The following is a 16,740-nucleotide window of genomic DNA, read 5'->3' as shown; positions in this document are numbered from 1 at the left end:
TTGATAACTGCCGCTGAACCGCCTTCGGCAGCAACCGTATGAGAACGCATTGGATACACTTTAGAAATCAGTGCAATTTCAAGTTCAGGGTTTGCTTCTGCTGCCGCAATTGCAGTACGTAAACCAGCGCCGCCAGCGCCGATGACTGCGATATCTGTGGTAATGACTTTCACAGTTATCCTCCAGAGTAAAATGTGCTCACAATCTTTTGTTTCACGAGCACGATTGGGAAAATGTTAATTATTAGTTTTTGTGCGGCATAAGTGTAAAAAAAATTGGCAAAAAATAAATTGATCTCACCGGGGTAAAGATTCAAATTCCACCTCAAAAGTGGTAGTAAAACAAAGGGTTTGTAAGCTGAATCACGCTTTTCAAATTTGATTTACATAGAATGCAAACGATTGCCCTGGTGAATGTGTTTTTTGCTAGATATGTATCGTGTTGATTTAGTTGACGGCAATTGTGAATCTATTTTTGCGAAGATTAGACATTAAAAACTACATTCTTTTAATTAAATGGAATAAAAATTTATCAAATCATAAAGGTAATAAATTGTTTCTTCTGATTAGATTTTAGCAATGGTTAAGATGAGTGAGTTTGATTACACTAGCGACGAATTTCCTTTAGGGGTCTCATTTCCGTCAGTCAGTAAAATTAAGAGTATGAAATGAATATGTGGCAACCATCTTCTTCCATTGACCAGTTAAAACAACGAGCAGCTATTCTTGCTCAGATTCGTCAATTTTTTGCAGAGCGAGAAGTGCTAGAAGTCGACACGCCAGCGATGAGTCATGCGACAGTCACGGATGTCCATCTTCATACTTTTAAAACGGAATTTATTGGCCCTGAGTTTGCTGGTGGAAAAACCGTGTACTTGATGACCAGCCCCGAATTCCACATGAAACGTTTATTAGCAGCTGGAAGTGGTTCGATTTACCAAATCTGTAAATCGTTTCGTAATGAAGAAAATGGCCGCTATCACAACCCTGAATTCACGATGTTGGAATGGTATCGGGTTGAATTCGATCATCATGATCTTATGGCTGAAATGGATGAACTTCTACAAAGCGTTTTAGATTGTGATGCGTGTGAAAAAATCACATATCAGCAAGCTTTCCAGCGAGTGTTAGACCTTTGTCCTCTTGAATCGAGCATGCGTCAACTTAAAGAAGCAGCAAAAGAATTAGGCTTGGAAGATATCGCTGAACCAGAAGAGAACCGAGATACCTTATTGCAGTTGTTATTCAGTGTTGGCATTGAACCGCATATTGGGCAACGTGTCCCTGTGATGGTTTATGATTTTCCAGCTTCACAAGCAGCACTAGCGAAAATCAATAAAGATGATCCTCGTGTTGCAGATCGTTTCGAGGTGTACTTCAAAGGCATTGAATTAGCCAATGGTTTCCATGAGTTGGATAATGCACCAGAACAACTAGCTCGATTTGAACAAGATAACGCACTGCGTGTGGAAATGGGCTTACAACCACAACCGATCGACCATCATCTGATTGCTGCGTTAGAGGCCGGTTTACCGCAATGTGCTGGTGTGGCTTTGGGAATCGATCGCTTGATTATGCTGGCGATCGGCAAAGATCAAACAGATCAGATTCACATTGATCAAGTGACAGCTTTCCCATTCCCTCGCGCTTAATCTTTTGAAGATCTAGTTCCATATAAAACTAGCTGGCTGAGGATAAATTTTCATAGCCTCAGCCGGACAATCACAGAATACGCCATCCACACCCATTTCATCCAGCCATTGCCAATCTTCAGGCTGATTGACCGTATAAACAAAAACAGAAAGCCCTAAAGATTTCGCATGCTGAACGTAATCTTCATCAATCACATCCAAATCTAAGTTAATGCTGACCGCTCCGAGTTGCTCGGCAAAAGTGGCTTTATCTTTTCCTTTTGATGCTGATAATGCGCCAATTAACCATTGTGGTTGTTCTTGCTTAATTTGCTCTAACCAATTGTGATTAAAAGACGAAACGATGAGTTGCTCCGGTTTGAATTGGCATTGTTCGACCGCAAAATTCAAATGGTGATAAAGCAAATCGAAATGCTGAATTCCTTTTACTTCAATGTTGAGGGCGCATTGACCATTAATAAGTTTGAGCACTTCGACCAAGGTTGGAATACTTTCGGTTTTACCGACTTTGACTCGTTTGAGTTTCTCGCTCGATAACCAATGCAGTTTGCCAATATGATCGGTAGTGCGGTTGAGCCATTTATCGTGAATAACCCAAAATTGTCCATCGTGTTCATGCACATCAATTTCAATAGCTTTCGTGCCCATATCCATAGCGGCTTGTATGGCGGATAAGGTATTTTCAGGGTGAGTGGAACGTGCGCCACGGTGAGCAATAACGATCATACGGAATCCTTTCAAGTTAAGTTTACATTGGCAACGTTAGCATATTTTAAATTGCAGAATGTAGGATAGATCAGAGAAATGAGATCAAAAAATGGCAACCGAAGCTGCCATTTTGATTTGTCTGATTTTATATAGCGAATAGAGCTACTTATTCTTTTGATGTGCTTTCTGAATCAACTTCTTCAGCAATTGCAGTTTCAACTACTTCCGTTGTTTCCAACGCAGTAATGTGAGCATAAGGCGTACCTAAAACGGTTTTCTCGCCTTCTTTCATGCTGTCATCAAAACGAATTTTATCTTTAGCAAACAAGTTAATTACGGTTGAGCCAAGTTTAAAGCGACCCATTTCTTCGCCTTTCTTGAACTTAATCGCTTTCTCGCCTGTGGTTTCATAATTCCAACGATAGATAGAAGAACCTGTTGGCGGTGTAATTGTGCCACCCCAAACCACTTCAATGCTACCAACAATCGTTGCACCAACGAGCACTTGTGCCATTGGACCGAATTCTGTATCGAAAATACAAACCACGCGTTCGTTGCGTGCAAATAGGTTTGGTACATTTTCAGCAGTTAGCGGATTTACCGAGAACAAATCGCCCGGAATATAAATCATCTGACGTAATGTACCGTCGCATGGCATATGTACGCGGTGGTAATCACTTGGCGATAGGTACAAAGTAGCAAACTCACCATCGGTAAACTCAGATGCTAGAGCTTCATCGCCACCTAATAATTCTTTCGCTGAGAAATCGTGACCTTTAGCCTGAATCAAACGGCCATCTTGAATTGGGCCAAATTGGCTAGTGCGAGCATCGGCAGGGTGAACAATAACACTTTCGCCTTCTGCAATTGGACGCATGCCGTCTTTTAATTCACGCACAAAAAATTCGTTAAAGCTGCGGAAGTAACTTGGATCAGAATGCAAAGCTTCGTCCATGTTCACTTTATATTGCTTGATAAACCAACGAATCACAGCAGTAGACAGTTTGCCCATCTTCGCAGACGCTAATTTGCCAGCAAAGCGAGTTAACCCGTGTTGTGGGATCCAATATTGCAGCGTAATTTTAATTTTATCGATCACTATGGTATCCGTATTTGTTGAGCATTTTTTCATTAAAATGGCGGACGATTCTACTGAAAATAGAATAGGTTGTCAGCCATTTCAAATGGATAAAGAGATATAGTTACATTATCGATTATGAGTGATTAACCAATATCTTTCTTGTTTTTAGAAAACTGTCGATTGGCTTTGTTTTCCGACATGCTTTCAATAATGCGATGATAGTTATCAAAGCGAACTTGAGCGATATCGCCTTTTTCAACCGCTTCACGCAATAAGCAACCCGGATCATCACCGTGTTTACAGTCGCGGAATTTACAGCCACCGAGGAAAGGTTGGAATTCAACAAAGGCTTTAGTCACTTCTTCGGCTTCTAAATGCCACAGGCCGAATTCACGCACTCCCGGAGAGTCAATCAAATCACCACCATGTGGGAAATGATATAAGCGTGCCGTTGTCGTTGTATGCTGACCTAAGCCAGAGTTTTCTGAAACTTCGCCTTCAAGCGCTTCAACTTCTGGCATCAAAGCATTCACAAGGCTAGATTTACCTACGCCAGATTGACCGACGAAAATACTCAAGCGATCTTTTAATTCATTTTCTAGCGCTTCAAGACCGTGCTCTGTTTCACGACTTACAAACACAACTTTATAGCCAATTTCTTCATAATGGCGCAGTGCTTCTTGATATTGAGGTAATTCACCTTCTGGAATTAAATCAATTTTATTGAGCACGATTAATGGTGCAATTTGTAGTGTTTCAGCCGCAATTAAATAACGGTCGATGATATTCAGTGATAGTTCAGGCAAAACAGAAGAAACGATCACCATTTGGTTTACGTTCGAAGCAACAGGTTTTACGCCGTCGTAGTAATCAGGGCGAACCAATACCGAAGTGCGAGGTTCAACGGCTTCAACTACACCAGAAATGCCCGCCATAGATTCTAAACCTGGACGCCAGATCACACGGTCGCCAGACACCAAGCTTTCAATGCCTCGACGTAAGTTACAACGATGAATATCGCCAGTTTCTACATCTTCAATATCAGCATGTTGGCCGAATCGAGTGATGACTAAACCTTTCTTCATGTTGCCCAACATGCTTTCATCCCACTGAACGGATTCTTCATGGGTGAGACGTTTTTTCTGATTGGTGCGAACTCGGCGAACTTGGCCTTTGGTGAGTTTTTTCTTTTTTGCCACGAGGTTTATTTTTTCCTTTGCGAAAGTGCTTATAATACACTTCAGCTTTATTTTGCTTTTAATATAAGCAGAGTATGATACCTCTTTTCAGGACAAAAAAGGCAAATATCTATGTCATCAACCACAAATACCGCTTTTAGTGAACAAAACCTCATCTGGATCGATTTAGAGATGACAGGGCTTGATCCTGAAGAACACAAGATTATTGAAATCGCATCTATCGTGACAGACAGTGAATTGAATATTTTGGCAGAAGGGCCTGTGCTTGCCATTCATCAGCCAGAAGAAGAACTTAACAAGATGGATGATTGGTGCACAAATACGCATACCAATAGTGGTTTAGTGAAGCGAGTACAAGAAAGTACGGTAAATGAAGACCAAGCGATTGAGCAGACAATTGCCTTTTTAGAAAAATGGGTACCAAAAGGTAAATCACCAATTTGTGGCAACAGCATTGGCCAAGATCGCCGTTTCTTATACAAACACATGCCGAAGTTGGAAGAATATTTCCATTACCGCTATGTAGACGTGAGCACAATTAAAGAATTAACACGTCGCTGGAAGCCAGAAATCTTAGATGGGCACAAAAAAATGGGTAGTCATTTAGCTTTAGATGATATTCGTGAATCAATTTCAGAGCTAAAATATTACCGAGAAACTGTATTTACCATCTAGTTTTTAGGGTTAATTGGTGTGATCTGCATCAAATTGTAGGTTTTTCAGGCAACTAGAAAAGAAAATGCAATTTTTTTTAAATTAGCTATTGCATCAAAAAAAAATGCTCTTATAATTCGCAGCCCTAAACGACGGAAACATTGTTTAGCAGCTTAGGTCTGAAAAGATAAGTTAAGCATTTAGCGACACTAGCTCAGCTGGTAGAGCGCAACCTTGCCAAGGTTGAGGTCACGAGTTCGAACCTCGTGTGTCGCTCCAAATTCTTCTCTTTAATTAGAGATAAAGCTTTCATTGTGCTTTAACAATGACATCCGGACGCGGGATGGAGCAGCTTGGTAGCTCGTCGGGCTCATAACCCGAAGGTCGTCGGTTCAAATCCGGCTCCCGCAACCAATTAAACAAGATAATACTAGGCCAGCATCAGCTGGTTTTTTTATGCCCAAAAATCGTATCAACGAGTGGTAACAGGCCTGCTCGTCGGGCTCAGCCCTCTATAAACAACGGGCGAAGGCCGTCGGTTCAACTCCCGCAACCAATAAAACAAGATAGTACCAGGCCAGCATAAGCTGTTTTTTATGACCAAAAAATTCGTATTACACTGATTTGCTCTCATCATTTGTCTACATGCTGTAACTATATCGAGTTGTGATTAACGAACACTCCCGGTTAACTTGTGAAAAACTAACAGTGTGAGTCGATGTATGCGTCTACAGCGCCACTGTCACCACTTGCCTTCAGCATGCACTCTTGTCTATGCTCACAAACCCCAATAAAGTATTCACTTTTCCCCATAAATGCCGCCATAGTCATTTGCCGCCAAACAGGCATTTCTGCTATGATCCGTCGCTGACTAATCATAATTCCACAAATTGACAGATAATCAGCACTTAGCCTTTTATCTTGCGATACCAACCCATCGCCTGCAGGTACAAATATGATTAACCACTTTAGTGTGCTCGGTATCAAGCCTAGCGCCAAAGAAGACGACATTAAAAAAGCCTATCGCCGGCTCTCAAACAAATACCATCCCGATAAGTTGTTAGGTGCCTCTGATGAAGAAAAAGAGCAAGCATCACAACAACTTGAACGCGTGAAAAAAGCTTACGAAGTTCTCTCCGATCCCAAGCTTAGAAATGCGTTTATCCGAGATTTCAACAACGTGATAGTGACGGATCCTAATGGCGCGATGCGCGAATTATGGGATCAGTTTTACCCTTAATCGGGTTATTTCCAGTAAATCTGGGAACGCCAAATTAACGAGCCTTTTACCCAAGCAGCTTAATTTGTGCCTTATATTGCAACACGGTTTATTTTGAGAAGCTGTTAGTTTGATAGCTTTTTATTTCGAGACATGCCCATGGCCAAAAAACTGAATATCTCACGCATTAATGAGCTTAAGACCAATGCCTACGACAATATCGAGTCCTATGATGACCCGGATACGCCCAAAGCATTGGAGCAATTTACCAGTCAAATCAAAAAAGTATTACAGGCCGATCCAAAAATGCTCGAGTCGGTACCCGAGTATCTGCCTGTAGCACTCTATGGCCGAGTAAAATTTCCAAGTGACGCCAAGCTCAAGTGGGCTCACTGGATTAACACCGCAACGCAACCCGAGTGGGACGAGTTCAAGGTCACTATCGGCTTTAACAATGCCGATGTTCCATTAGTGCAAGCGGTGCGCGCCTATTCAGAAGATTTATTGATTGAAAGCTGCGCCGTACTCTATTTACTGGAAAACCAAGGCAAAAGTGCACCTGCGCCTAAACGCAGCGCTGACGATGATTTTGAAGACGAAGACAGTGATTACGCCGACTATTCCGATGACGACGATGATGACGGCGAAGAGGAAGATGGCTACTACGATCACTACGATGATGAGGACCGCTAATGAACACTAGTCTCATTGAAATAACTGTTGCCGAGATTAAAGAGCTCGCCGATGTCGAGCCAAAACAGGCCAGTAAACGTTTCGAACTCATCGCCACCACAATGAACGATGAGCAATTAGTTGAAGTCATTGAAAAAATGGATATTGTGACCCTGACGCAAATCAACAGTCACCAAGATATCTCCTGCCCGTCAATTATGTCGGAGCTGATGACCCCTGAGCAAATTCGCGACATCGTCTGTCAGCAACCTTTGTATTGGGAAGAAAAAATCAAGAACAATGCCGAAGAACTCATTCAGCATACCTTTGATTTTTTGACCTATTTAATTCGCATCCAAGACAGCGAAGAAAAACAAACCGCTATTTTAGAGTGCATTGCCGAAGATCCCGCCGGCCTCTTCTATCTGTCTATCCCCTTTATCGAGATGATGTTGGGTGAGCGCCACGACGATGAAGACCACTTCAACGATTATTATGACGATGAAGAAGATACCGACACCGTCGGCTATGACAGTCGTGTCGACAGTGAAGAAGCCCATAGCTTAAGCCTAGATGACCCACGTAGTCTGATGGCGTTAATCCATGAGCTGGCACCCGATGTAGAAAAAGCCATTAAAAACCTGCTGCGTAACGAAAGCTCTGGCTGGGAGATGATCATTAATAAGTTCGTCAATGAACTGGTTATCCAAGCGAAAGAGAAAAACCAAGTCACGGATGAATACGCAGAAGTGGATGATATGTTTAGCTTTTTAGATTAAGGATCCCTAGATGCAACTGGTACTGCGTGATTTAGACCAAGGCCCATACCTGAGCAAGGTGTTGGCCAAAGGCCAAGCAGACGATACCCTTAGTGGTGAGCAGCTCGCACAAATCAAATCTAAAGCCATTTTGATGAGCCTCAAATTGGCGGATAAGTTCTACAACAAGTACAAGATGCACTTACTCGAACAGGCGGCGCACGATGTGATTGGCGTCGTCAGTCTCGGATTAATGGAACTGTCTGATCAGGATCAACAGCAAGCGGTGCGTTTATTGCTCACCGCCGATGGCGTGGTCAAATGCTTCCAAAAGGGTTGGAGCATGCTCAGCGTCGTCAGCAAACATAAGCTGGTGAATGGTAAGTCACTCTATGGTGATGTGGATAAATTCCTGCTGGAACAAGTCTCTACGCCGCCAGATGCCGAAGAATGGCTGGGCTATGAGGCCTACCGGGATGCATTGGCCGAGCACCAACGTCAGCAATCGATTGCGGCGCTAATGGCGCAGTTTTATGCCCAAACCAGCTACGATCCTTTGGATTTCTTAAATCTGGAGAGCGTATTGGCCGAAGCAGTGTTGTATCGGATGTTGTTTGATAATGCCAAAGTCAGACAAGATCTGAAAAAGCGCATTGCCAAAATCAGCTTGCAGGACGAATGGTTTAGCCTTGAGTATATCGAGCAGCAAACCCAAAAAGCCTTGGCGGAACTCCCAGCGGAACTGGCCGAGACCATCGGTAAAGATCTGGGTAAAAACTTTGCGCCAGCATTGCTGCGTACATTGAATTTCGCAAAAAGCTACCGCGAACTGCTGCTGAGCGACGCCTCCCCTGAGCGTTTAGAAAGATTCGAGCATAAAGAAGGACTCGTCGGTCTACTCGGCTGGCCGCTTTATATCGTGCTTTAATCCTTAGCGGGGCGCTAATCAATTAGCGCCCCGCTTTTTATCTGTCGTCTGAATTTGCTTACGCTTCCTTTATCGTCTCGCCACCAGCTGCAATACAAAATACCGGCATAGCCGCATCGGGGCGAAGATAGCCCCAAATCCGGATCCCTTGAGCTTCTTTGCTGTAGGGGAGCCGATACTTGTGCAGTTGCGCCTCGATATAATCAGTGAAATCCGTGGTCTTTTCCGGCAGTAATCTGCCGCGGTGTTCTCTTTTGAGCGGATTAATCTCAAGCCATTCTATCCTCTCGCAAATTGCGAGTAACTCCTCCCACCACACAGGCGTAAAACCTGGATTTGGCCCTTCATCTTCCAGCAGCTTGTAACGCACATGGGGCACAAAGTCCGGCTTTTCATGGAGCGCCTGCTCAAGCTGACGCCATTTAGTCAGATTCATCACCGAGGTTAATTGGTGCTGATTGAGGTACGCCAAGGTGTCTGCATTCATTGCGATGAGTGTGCTCCCTGTGAGTAAAAATCCATAAGTGGCGTCATCTTAGCTTAAGCGGATAGATACTTAAATCGACTTAGCTTGAATTTAAAGCACGCTATGGTCAATTGATACAGTCAGTGAATATAGTCATTAAGTAAGTGAATAAACGTAAAAAAGCCTGCAATGCAGGCTTTTGATATTTAAAGAAAGAGGCTAACGCTTAACGGAAGGTCAGTGACGTGGTATCCGTTAATTTATCATTGTCTTTTACGGTTAACTCGACCGTATGGAGTCCGCGGCGAGCTTGACGAAACACCACTGGACCACTGGCACGGCTACCGTTATCAAACTTCCACTTATGCTGCTTGATCACACCGTCTGTGTCATAGCTGGTCGAAATAAACATATCGACTAGCCATAAATTGATGTGCTGAATTTGCGCAACGGGTGGTTTCTTCACGTTCTCAACCACGACAGACACCATTTGTGAGCTGCTATGGCTTAAGCCGTCATTATCGGTCACGGTTAACGTCACAAGATAATCACCAGTTTGCGCATAGGTGTGGGATACCGACTCGCCCATGGCTTGGCTATTATCGCCAAAGTCCCACTCAGTAGAGACGATTTGGCCATCGCTATCTGTTGAAGTAGAGGTAAATTGCACACTTGCACCATTCACAGCCTGAGTGAAGCTGGCTTCAGGGGCGACTTTTTCAGCTTCAAGGAGAAGTGAAATCACCACAGGATCATGATCTGATGAGCGATAAGCATCACTGGTGTATAGGTCTTGCACCTGCGCAGGGGTTTTAAATTCTTCGTTGTAATCTAACACCCGTGGCTCATCGGTATTGATATGCCACTCAGTTACATCCACGACTTTATCCACTAACGCAGCATTCGCGAGCGCGTGGTCTAACTGGCCCGATTCACCCGAGAACACATAGGAATAAGGATTGGCTTTTTCAAGTTTTGCAAACAACTCGCTAAAGCCAGCGTTAGCCAATGCGCTTAGGGGATCTTCCTTGGCGTAGGAGTTTAAGTCGCCAATCAGCAGTACGCCTTGCTCTGGATATTGCGCCGCAAGCCACTGCCCAACCGCCGTTGCTGCGCGAGTACGGGTAATGTTGCAGTTACCTTGGCCATCGTTCATATCTGGATCGCCAGCACACTCACTCCCCTTAGATTTCAAGTGATTAACTGCAACCACCACGCTCTCTTCACTGCCATTTATCGCGAAGGCTTGAGTCAACATAGGACGGTTTTTGTTGTCATCGAATAGCGGCTGCGCGGCGTCATCTAAGGGAGAGTTAGCGCTTGATAAAATACGCGCATCACCCTGAGGGCTAACTTTGTCACTGCGGTAGATTAAACCGACGGTAATCGCATCCGTACCAATTGCGCTTAAGTTAGTGCCATTAACCTTTGGAATAACATAGGCATAGCGATTTTCACCCACGGCGGCATTGAGGCCCGCCACGAGATCGGCAATTGCCGAGTTTGAACCAAAGCCATCGTTCTCGATTTCCATCAGACCAAACACATCGGCGCTGATCCCCACCATAGCACTGACAATCTTCGCTTTTTGACGCTCAAACTCACTCAGGGTATTGGCACCACGCGCAGTAGGGAAACCACCGCCCTGTCCATCGCCATTAAAGTAGTTCAGTACGTTAAAGCTGGCGACTTTGAGGTTGCCGCCTTCGGCTAGTACTGGCGATTGTGGACGAGGATTTTCCGCCACAAAATTAACTGGCTCAGTCGGCATAATGCGATAAAGATTAAAGCCATAGTGCATGACGCCCATCAGGCCCGTGGCTTTATCGCCCACACGCACAGTGTTTGCAGCGCTTAAACCTGGCGCCGGGAAAATCACAGGATCAGGGTTCTGCGCCGTTAAGCCATCGTCGAGTAAAATACTGTCTTTGAGATTGGCAGCAGTGACGACTAAGGCATCGGTGCCTGGCGCGGCGACTTGCGTCCCAATAAAGTGACGGCTGCTACCGAGTGAAATTTCACCATAGCGACCTAAATTGTAGACTTCGTTTATCACCAGATCTTGGCTAAAGCGGACGCGCATGCCTTCAAATGGTTCAAAGTCATCGCTCGAATTCACAGGTAAGGTCACCACGGCGGCTGTGGGTAGGGTTTGTCCGGCGGCACACAGTTTATGATCGGCAACGGTAGTCAGTTCCGTTAAGCCTTGATATTCAGTGACTTTAGCCTTTAAGCGTACACGGTCGCCCGCCACATAACCCGTAGGTGCATTACCGGTATAAACAAACACCCCTTCCGAGGTTTGTGGATCGTTATCGGCTTCGTTGTCGGCCATTTGCACGAAGATGCCCTTTAGGCCAGCTTCTTGGTTACTCACCACAATGGCTTCTACCACTAAGGTTTGTCCGTTTAACGGACTGACATTGGTCGAACCTTGCAGAGCGTGGATAGGCGTTGAGGCTTCACCACAGGCTAATGAACTCGGTGGCGGCTCAACAGGATCGGTTGGTGTGCCCACGCTGAACTTACCCAGATCCGAGATATCGTCTTTGGCAAAACCTAACCATGTATTAAAGGTGACAGCATCATCAATAATAGGATCGGCGATTAGCTGATCGGGATTGCGGCGCAGGGTATTGTCCTGCGTCGATAAATCACCACTGCCCCACTCAGTGCCGGGATCGACGCCCACTTGGCCTAAGCTATCAATCACTTGGTCTTGATAGGTCAGCACAATGGCATCGTCACCATTGAAAAAACTCGCGCTGCTTTGTTGATTTATCACCGCCAGAATATCGGCCGATGCATCATTATCAGCAACCACATGAGTCGCCCCTGCGGCTAAGGTGCCGGTCAGGGCGATAGTCGTGCCCACCGTTGTGCTGCCATTAAAATAGAAGCGCAATTGATACTGGCTTAAATCGATGCTGCTGGCGGTTGGGTTGTATAACTCAATGGCTTTGTTATTGCCGCTACCTTCAACATATTCAGAAATAATCAGATTATCGGCAGCATGAGCAAACCCACACACGCCACTGATGGCTAACGCCAACAGCGTTTTGTTATTAAACATAATGACCCCTAATAAGTATCTTTTTTTATATTGGTATTGAAGTTAAAGACTTACGATTTCACGAAGCACTTAGCCTCGAAAACTGACGATACTATAGGGAATCAAGGTTACAAATTGGTTGCACATAAGTTGCAACTTAAGATGGATATTTAGGCGGCAATTTAGCGGATTGGACTAGGAAAAATAGCGAAGATGGCGGGCATGGCTCACCATCTTGTTAAAGAACATCAGGGTTACCCGTTATAGCGGCTGCAACTGCGCATCGAGTAGACTGACTAACAACAATTCTCCCTTATCGCTGACTCTAAACTCACCATACTTTGCTTGGCTGAAATGGTCGGCTTGGCCCTCTTCGAAGAAAAAACTATTGGAAGCCAGCTTTAGTCTATGATTGCGCAGGCGAAAATCTACCGTGAGTTGCTCGGCAGCTTTGGGCTGGCCACGGTAAATTCCGACAAAGTGCGCCACCTTTTGCGCGTCGAGCGTCAACAGCAGTTGTCCCTGCGTCATTCCTTCAGGCAACGCGGCGCGCACCTCCTGCGCGATGGCATACTCCAAGGCCATGTAATCCCCCTGCATAATCGAGCGAGGATCCACTGGCGCAAATGCAAAACGTACCACTTGGCCATCCTGTAATAACTGCTCAAACTGGGCGATTCGCCAGTTGATACTTATCAACAGTGCCGCGGCGGTAAACACCACTAAGACTATGGCGCGCTTATGAAAACGGCTTAATGCTAAGGTCGCTTGATTCATCATGCTTGCTCCTTTGCTGCGACCTGCACTTGTTTGATGGGAAAATAGCGCCACATCAGCAATCTCGCGATAATAAGCACTCCGCCTAATCCCATCAAATACAGAGATTTAAGCATCAAGGTCGTCTCTAGGGAATAATAATAGCCCGCAGCAAACACCAGCCCAGAGGCAATCCCCATCCCCTTAAGCCACGCTTCGTGCCCGCAGTGCCCCAACAATATCAGTAGCACAGCCGTCGATAAGCCCAGCATAGGCAAAGACAGTGCACTAATAAGCACTAAGCCTAAAAACGCGAACAATATGGCGGGATGGGTGAATAGGATCTGCCATTGCTTGCACAGATTCAGGAGTAAAAAGCTGCAGATGGCAAACACGACCAGTAAATGAAGCGCGGTTATCCCCGACTGCCAACCCACGGCATACAACTGCGAAAACTCGCTATCCAGACTCAACACATGCATAAGTTGTATAGTGAGCAGATTTGCACTGGTGGCAAAAATCCACATTCTCGCCCTTTGATAGTGGTGCCCTGTGCGGTGAAGATTGAGTAGCACAATACTCGATAGCAACAGCCATAGCGTTGGCGTTAACGATAATAGCTGCCACTCGGCCAACAGGCCGGTGACACAGACACTACAGCCAAATGCAAATACCCACTGGGCCACTGCGTGTTTGATAATCCCCCAAAGCATTAAAAACAGTGTCGCCATGCTCAGATACCAAGCCAGATTGAACGCTTCGCCGAGTAAATCAAACAGCCCCCAAGCCAAGGCAAGCGTACCACTTAAACAGGAGGCAAAGGCAAACTGCTGCAAAAAATGCTGTTGACGCCCACCCCAATATAAAGCAAGCCCTAAGCCTAGATAGCTACCACCGATAAAGAGTGCCGCGCCCCCTTCGAATCGCCCCAATAGGCTATCGAAAAGTGACACCATAAAACCTAATAAAAACCAAGCGGCTATCCAGGCCGCACCGGCTTGCATCAAAGCGATATACCAGGGCATATCTTGGGATTCGGGCAACTCAGGGGTATTCACTGCGCCCTTAGCATACAAACTCTCCCACAGAGATTGCGCCGCAGATATCTCGCTTGTTCGCAGCGACTCATTTTGAAGCTCATTCGGGTGCTTATTCATGGCTTAGCTCCTCATTCTCGCTGGGTATCTGCGTAGGTGAGATTCCCGCTTTAGCTTGCCGATGCAATTGCCTTAACACCGCACTTAAGCCTGTGCTCGCTAAAATGATGTAAAGCCCAATCAACAAAAAGCCGCCAATGGGATCGCTATCGCGAAACAGCAGTTCGGTGAATAGCGCCGCGCCAACGGTGATCAAGCTAAAGCCACCCAACGCCAAGGGATAAACCTGCAATCGTTTGTGCCTGAACCACCAGAATCCAAACAATAGATGGACAACGTAGCCAACCCACACGCCGACAAGCAGCGGTTTAGTGTCGCTCGGCTCAAAAATCATCCAACAGACCAGTAAGGTAAAACAGCCCATGGCCGTCAGTGAACTCGCATACTCTACAAATGGCGCATGCCAACGTCTGCTGCTACTGCCGAGAAACACAAAACCGTAGTAGATAGTCAGATTAAGGACCACGAAGAGACATAACCACAACTGTTCATCTAGCCAGAGCGAAGTCGTATCGGCATACAACCCAAGGCTTAAATTGACTAGCCCCACCAGCAATAACCATAGGCCATCAAAGCCTGCCACCCACGCGAAGGCCAAAATTGCAAGCGCCCAAATGGCGAACAACTGCCAAGGATCGGCGCCGGTTTGATAAGTTTGCCCGACCAGGGCGAGCAGCCCTCCCACTAACATGCTCACCACCAGCAGCGCAGCATTGGCAAGGGTTGCTCCAAATAAAGAATGAGAAGGGTCAACGAGCCGCTTCGCCGCACTGCGATAATACAGCCAGACAAAGCTGACAAGGCTAATCAATAGTGCCGCTTCAATCAGCGCAAACTTGCTCATTCGCTCGAGGGACTGCCAGTTATAGGCAAAAAAGAAAATCACTCCGCAGGCAAAGCTTAACGCCCCCGACCATTGTAAAAGCTGCGCCAATAAGCTGCGCCAACTGGCGGCGTTGGGTGGCACGGATAATTGTCGATACAGTTCATTTGCCTCGGTTGGCGTGATATGTCCCTGTTCCAGCCATTCATAGACGTGCGAGGTAAGATGGCGCAATCTGAAATCTCCCTATTATTACCTGACGTGACAGCACAACTTCACCAGATGCTATCACTAAGTGCTATCACTAGGCGCACTACAAACCTGCCAAGTAAATTGCCAAAGATAGTCCCTATTGTATTGATCAATAGAGCAAATAGATAAGTGAATCTTCAGCCTTATCCATAAATCAACCAAAGGGATAAAGCACTGTCTTTTGAAGGGTAAAATGGTTAATCGAACTAAAGTGCTTGCAACTGCAGTGGACTCAGCACAGCAAGCAAGGCTAGCAATAAAAAAACTAAGGATTGCAAACGTAGGCGCAGGCTGGCTTGGGGTGGGGATAATAAGGCCACGTAAAAAAGCCAAATCGCATACATACCGTAATTCAGTCCCAAAAACAGTAATAAGCTGTAGCCATACATTTCAGGAAGGAGTTTGAGGGCGCATACCAAAAACACGGCGGTAGTGGATAAATAGAATACCGATTGGCAATAAAATAGCGCGCTAAACCACTGTTTATCTGGCTCAGACAAATGCGCATTCATCAGCTTCGGCAGCCGCTTTTGTTTCCCCTCCACTAAGTGATAAACGCACACGCCAGCGCTCAGGATTGTTGCTATTGCCAGACTGATCATTGGTTATCTCTCGCCCTTATTCGCGGCCATCAGGCCCTTGCATATCTAGGGAGTAAGACCCGCCAAAGCTCAACTCTATTGCAGGTGCTTAACGCTAATTCAAAAAATCATTCTTTAGATAATAAAACAAAGGAGCCTCAGGCTCCTTTGTTTATCACACGCAATACTTACATGGTGGCCATGGTCCAGTAATCGAGGCGCTTTTGCGGATCGGCTAACAGGTTTTTACATTCTTCTTTGTATTTGCCCATCAGCGCACCTAAGTTACTTGAGCCGCCTAAACTCTGGATCTGGCGCGCCTTAGCGTCGGCCACCGCTTGGGTGACTTCGGCTTCTGATTGATACTTCTTCGCCAGATTTTCAGCCTCGACTTTAGAGGTTTTTAAACGCTCACCTACAGCCTGCATTTGCGGAGCATTCATGGCGCCAATGGCCTCTGAACTGATTTGATAATAAGCAGCACATTCAATGGCTTCTTTACTAAAGGCCTTTTCTGCCTCATCGGCAACTACGCTATGGCTCACAGTTAACATTAAGCCGGCAACGGCAAACGCTTTAAACATCTTATTGTCCTTTTTATTAGCAATTAAGCATAAACTACTTAAGCAATGAGTGGATCTCAAGCTCGTAAGTTAAAAATTTCTGATCCCGCACAAACCCTAAGGCCTCATACAATCCCTGCGCGCGGACATTATCCTTTTGGGTCTCGAGCACTAAGGCGCGAGCGCCCTGGGCTTTGGCATACTCAGTCGCCTGTTGCAC

Annotated in this window: 18 protein-coding genes and 2 tRNA genes; 8 read left to right on the top strand and 12 right to left on the bottom strand. The window is 45.6% G+C overall.

Annotated elements, in window-relative coordinates; translation table 11 throughout:
* Positions 1 to 173 (bottom strand): FAD-binding protein (locus ACK5NH_RS17655; protein ID WP_416922166.1); only part of this gene is annotated, 173 nt, incomplete at its 3' end.
* Between the two features lie 494 nt (positions 174 to 667).
* Between ACK5NH_RS17655 and epmA the strand changes: the two genes are divergently transcribed.
* Positions 668 to 1,651, top strand: a complete 984-nt coding sequence (gene epmA / locus ACK5NH_RS17650; RefSeq protein WP_416922163.1) for an elongation factor P--(R)-beta-lysine ligase — start codon at positions 668 to 670, stop codon at positions 1,649 to 1,651.
* 12 nt (positions 1,652 to 1,663) lie between these two features.
* Here epmA and ACK5NH_RS17645 read toward each other — a convergent pair whose 3' ends face one another.
* From ACK5NH_RS17645 to rsgA, 3 genes are all read right to left on the bottom strand, one after another.
* The gene (locus ACK5NH_RS17645) at positions 1,664 to 2,377 is read right to left on the bottom strand and encodes a glycerophosphodiester phosphodiesterase (protein WP_416922162.1); all 714 of its coding nucleotides are present in this window, start codon (positions 2,375 to 2,377) and stop codon (positions 1,664 to 1,666) included.
* 148 nt (positions 2,378 to 2,525) lie between these two features.
* Positions 2,526 to 3,491 (bottom strand): archaetidylserine decarboxylase, encoded by a 966-nt coding sequence (asd, locus tag ACK5NH_RS17640; RefSeq protein ID WP_416922161.1) that lies wholly within the window; start codon positions 3,489 to 3,491, stop codon positions 2,526 to 2,528.
* Between the two features lie 92 nt (positions 3,492 to 3,583).
* A complete protein-coding gene (gene rsgA / locus ACK5NH_RS17635; protein ID WP_416922160.1) occupies positions 3,584 to 4,639 on the bottom strand; it encodes a small ribosomal subunit biogenesis GTPase RsgA in 1,056 nt (351 codons plus the stop codon).
* A 111-nt stretch (positions 4,640 to 4,750) separates the two neighbouring features.
* Here rsgA and orn point away from each other — a divergent pair, with 111 nt between their 5' ends.
* From orn to atcC, 7 genes are all read left to right on the top strand, one after another.
* The gene (gene orn / locus ACK5NH_RS17630; RefSeq protein ID WP_416922159.1) at positions 4,751 to 5,314 is read left to right on the top strand and encodes an oligoribonuclease; all 564 of its coding nucleotides are present in this window, start codon (positions 4,751 to 4,753) and stop codon (positions 5,312 to 5,314) included.
* Between the two features lie 182 nt (positions 5,315 to 5,496).
* A tRNA-Gly gene (locus ACK5NH_RS17625) sits at positions 5,497 to 5,572 on the top strand.
* A gap of 58 nt (positions 5,573 to 5,630) precedes the next feature.
* Positions 5,631 to 5,707, top strand: a tRNA-Met gene (locus ACK5NH_RS17620).
* Between the two features lie 541 nt (positions 5,708 to 6,248).
* Complete coding sequence (locus ACK5NH_RS17615) at positions 6,249 to 6,533, top strand: J domain-containing protein (RefSeq protein ID WP_011622321.1); 285 nt, start codon at positions 6,249 to 6,251, stop codon at positions 6,531 to 6,533.
* A 138-nt stretch (positions 6,534 to 6,671) separates the two neighbouring features.
* Positions 6,672 to 7,205 carry a cold adaptation protein AtcA gene (atcA, locus tag ACK5NH_RS17610; RefSeq protein ID WP_041412985.1) on the top strand — a complete coding sequence of 178 codons (534 nt, stop codon included), beginning with the start codon at positions 6,672 to 6,674 and terminating at the stop codon, positions 7,203 to 7,205.
* On the top strand, positions 7,205 to 7,963 hold the full coding sequence (gene atcB, locus ACK5NH_RS17605; protein ID WP_416922158.1) for a cold adaptation protein AtcB: 759 nt from the start codon (positions 7,205 to 7,207) through the stop codon (positions 7,961 to 7,963). Before atcA ends, atcB begins: the two co-directional genes overlap by 1 nt.
* 10 nt (positions 7,964 to 7,973) lie before the next feature.
* A complete protein-coding gene (gene atcC / locus ACK5NH_RS17600; RefSeq protein ID WP_416922157.1) occupies positions 7,974 to 8,870 on the top strand; it encodes a cold adaptation protein AtcC in 897 nt (298 codons plus the stop codon).
* Positions 8,871 to 8,928: 58 nt separating this feature from the next.
* On the opposite strand, the gene ACK5NH_RS17595 is transcribed toward atcC, so the two are convergent.
* The 8 genes from ACK5NH_RS17595 to ACK5NH_RS17560 form a co-directional block, all read right to left on the bottom strand.
* Positions 8,929 to 9,357: a DUF6678 family protein gene (locus ACK5NH_RS17595; RefSeq protein WP_416922156.1), complete on the bottom strand. Its 429-nt coding sequence runs from the start codon at positions 9,355 to 9,357 to the stop codon at positions 8,929 to 8,931.
* Between the two features lie 205 nt (positions 9,358 to 9,562).
* Positions 9,563 to 12,409 carry an ExeM/NucH family extracellular endonuclease gene (locus ACK5NH_RS17590; protein ID WP_416922155.1) on the bottom strand — a complete coding sequence of 949 codons (2,847 nt, stop codon included), beginning with the start codon at positions 12,407 to 12,409 and terminating at the stop codon, positions 9,563 to 9,565.
* Positions 12,410 to 12,649: 240 nt separating this feature from the next.
* Positions 12,650 to 13,165, bottom strand: a complete 516-nt coding sequence (locus ACK5NH_RS17585) for a GDYXXLXY domain-containing protein (protein WP_416922165.1) — start codon at positions 13,163 to 13,165, stop codon at positions 12,650 to 12,652.
* Positions 13,165 to 14,301 carry a DUF4401 domain-containing protein gene (locus ACK5NH_RS17580; protein ID WP_416922154.1) on the bottom strand — a complete coding sequence of 379 codons (1,137 nt, stop codon included), beginning with the start codon at positions 14,299 to 14,301 and terminating at the stop codon, positions 13,165 to 13,167. Before ACK5NH_RS17580 ends, ACK5NH_RS17585 begins: the two co-directional genes overlap by 1 nt.
* Positions 14,294 to 15,358 (bottom strand): DUF2157 domain-containing protein, encoded by a 1,065-nt coding sequence (locus ACK5NH_RS17575; RefSeq protein ID WP_416922153.1) that lies wholly within the window; start codon positions 15,356 to 15,358, stop codon positions 14,294 to 14,296. Before ACK5NH_RS17575 ends, ACK5NH_RS17580 begins: the two co-directional genes overlap by 8 nt.
* A 224-nt stretch (positions 15,359 to 15,582) precedes the next feature.
* The gene (locus ACK5NH_RS17570; RefSeq protein ID WP_416922152.1) at positions 15,583 to 15,978 is read right to left on the bottom strand and encodes a hypothetical protein; all 396 of its coding nucleotides are present in this window, start codon (positions 15,976 to 15,978) and stop codon (positions 15,583 to 15,585) included.
* Positions 15,979 to 16,145: 167 nt separating this feature from the next.
* Positions 16,146 to 16,541, bottom strand: coding sequence for a hypothetical protein (locus ACK5NH_RS17565; RefSeq protein ID WP_011625878.1), 396 nt, complete (start codon positions 16,539 to 16,541; stop codon positions 16,146 to 16,148).
* A 34-nt stretch (positions 16,542 to 16,575) separates the two neighbouring features.
* The coding region (locus ACK5NH_RS17560; protein WP_416922164.1) for a GNAT family N-acetyltransferase at positions 16,576 to 16,740 on the bottom strand (165 nt) is incomplete at its 5' end.

The sequence above is a fragment of the Shewanella sp. genome (assembly GCF_047975355.1).
GTDB lineage: Bacteria > Pseudomonadota > Gammaproteobacteria > Enterobacterales > Shewanellaceae > Shewanella.
This window is presented reverse-complemented; position numbering and strand designations above follow the sequence as displayed.

Bases quoted from the DNA above. Each gene is read 5' to 3' on its own strand.
- epmA (WP_416922163.1), top strand. From the start codon at position 668: ATGAATATGTGGCAACCATCTTCTTCCATTGACCAGTTAAAACAACGA.
- ACK5NH_RS17645 (WP_416922162.1), bottom strand. From the start codon at position 2,377: ATGATCGTTATTGCTCACCGTGGCGCACGTTCCACTCACCCTGAAAAT.
- asd (WP_416922161.1), bottom strand. From the start codon at position 3,491: ATGAAAAAATGCTCAACAAATACGGATACCATAGTGATCGATAAAATT.
- orn (WP_416922159.1), top strand. From the start codon at position 4,751: ATGTCATCAACCACAAATACCGCTTTTAGTGAACAAAACCTCATCTGG.
- ACK5NH_RS17615 (WP_011622321.1), top strand. From the start codon at position 6,249: ATGATTAACCACTTTAGTGTGCTCGGTATCAAGCCTAGCGCCAAAGAA.
- atcA (WP_041412985.1), top strand. From the start codon at position 6,672: ATGGCCAAAAAACTGAATATCTCACGCATTAATGAGCTTAAGACCAAT.
- atcB (WP_416922158.1), top strand. From the start codon at position 7,205: ATGAACACTAGTCTCATTGAAATAACTGTTGCCGAGATTAAAGAGCTC.
- atcC (WP_416922157.1), top strand. From the start codon at position 7,974: ATGCAACTGGTACTGCGTGATTTAGACCAAGGCCCATACCTGAGCAAG.
- ACK5NH_RS17595 (WP_416922156.1), bottom strand. From the start codon at position 9,357: ATGAATGCAGACACCTTGGCGTACCTCAATCAGCACCAATTAACCTCG.
- ACK5NH_RS17590 (WP_416922155.1), bottom strand. From the start codon at position 12,409: ATGTTTAATAACAAAACGCTGTTGGCGTTAGCCATCAGTGGCGTGTGT.
- ACK5NH_RS17585 (WP_416922165.1), bottom strand. From the start codon at position 13,165: ATGAATCAAGCGACCTTAGCATTAAGCCGTTTTCATAAGCGCGCCATA.
- ACK5NH_RS17580 (WP_416922154.1), bottom strand. From the start codon at position 14,301: ATGAATAAGCACCCGAATGAGCTTCAAAATGAGTCGCTGCGAACAAGC.
- ACK5NH_RS17570 (WP_416922152.1), bottom strand. From the start codon at position 15,978: ATGATCAGTCTGGCAATAGCAACAATCCTGAGCGCTGGCGTGTGCGTT.
- ACK5NH_RS17565 (WP_011625878.1), bottom strand. From the start codon at position 16,541: ATGTTTAAAGCGTTTGCCGTTGCCGGCTTAATGTTAACTGTGAGCCAT.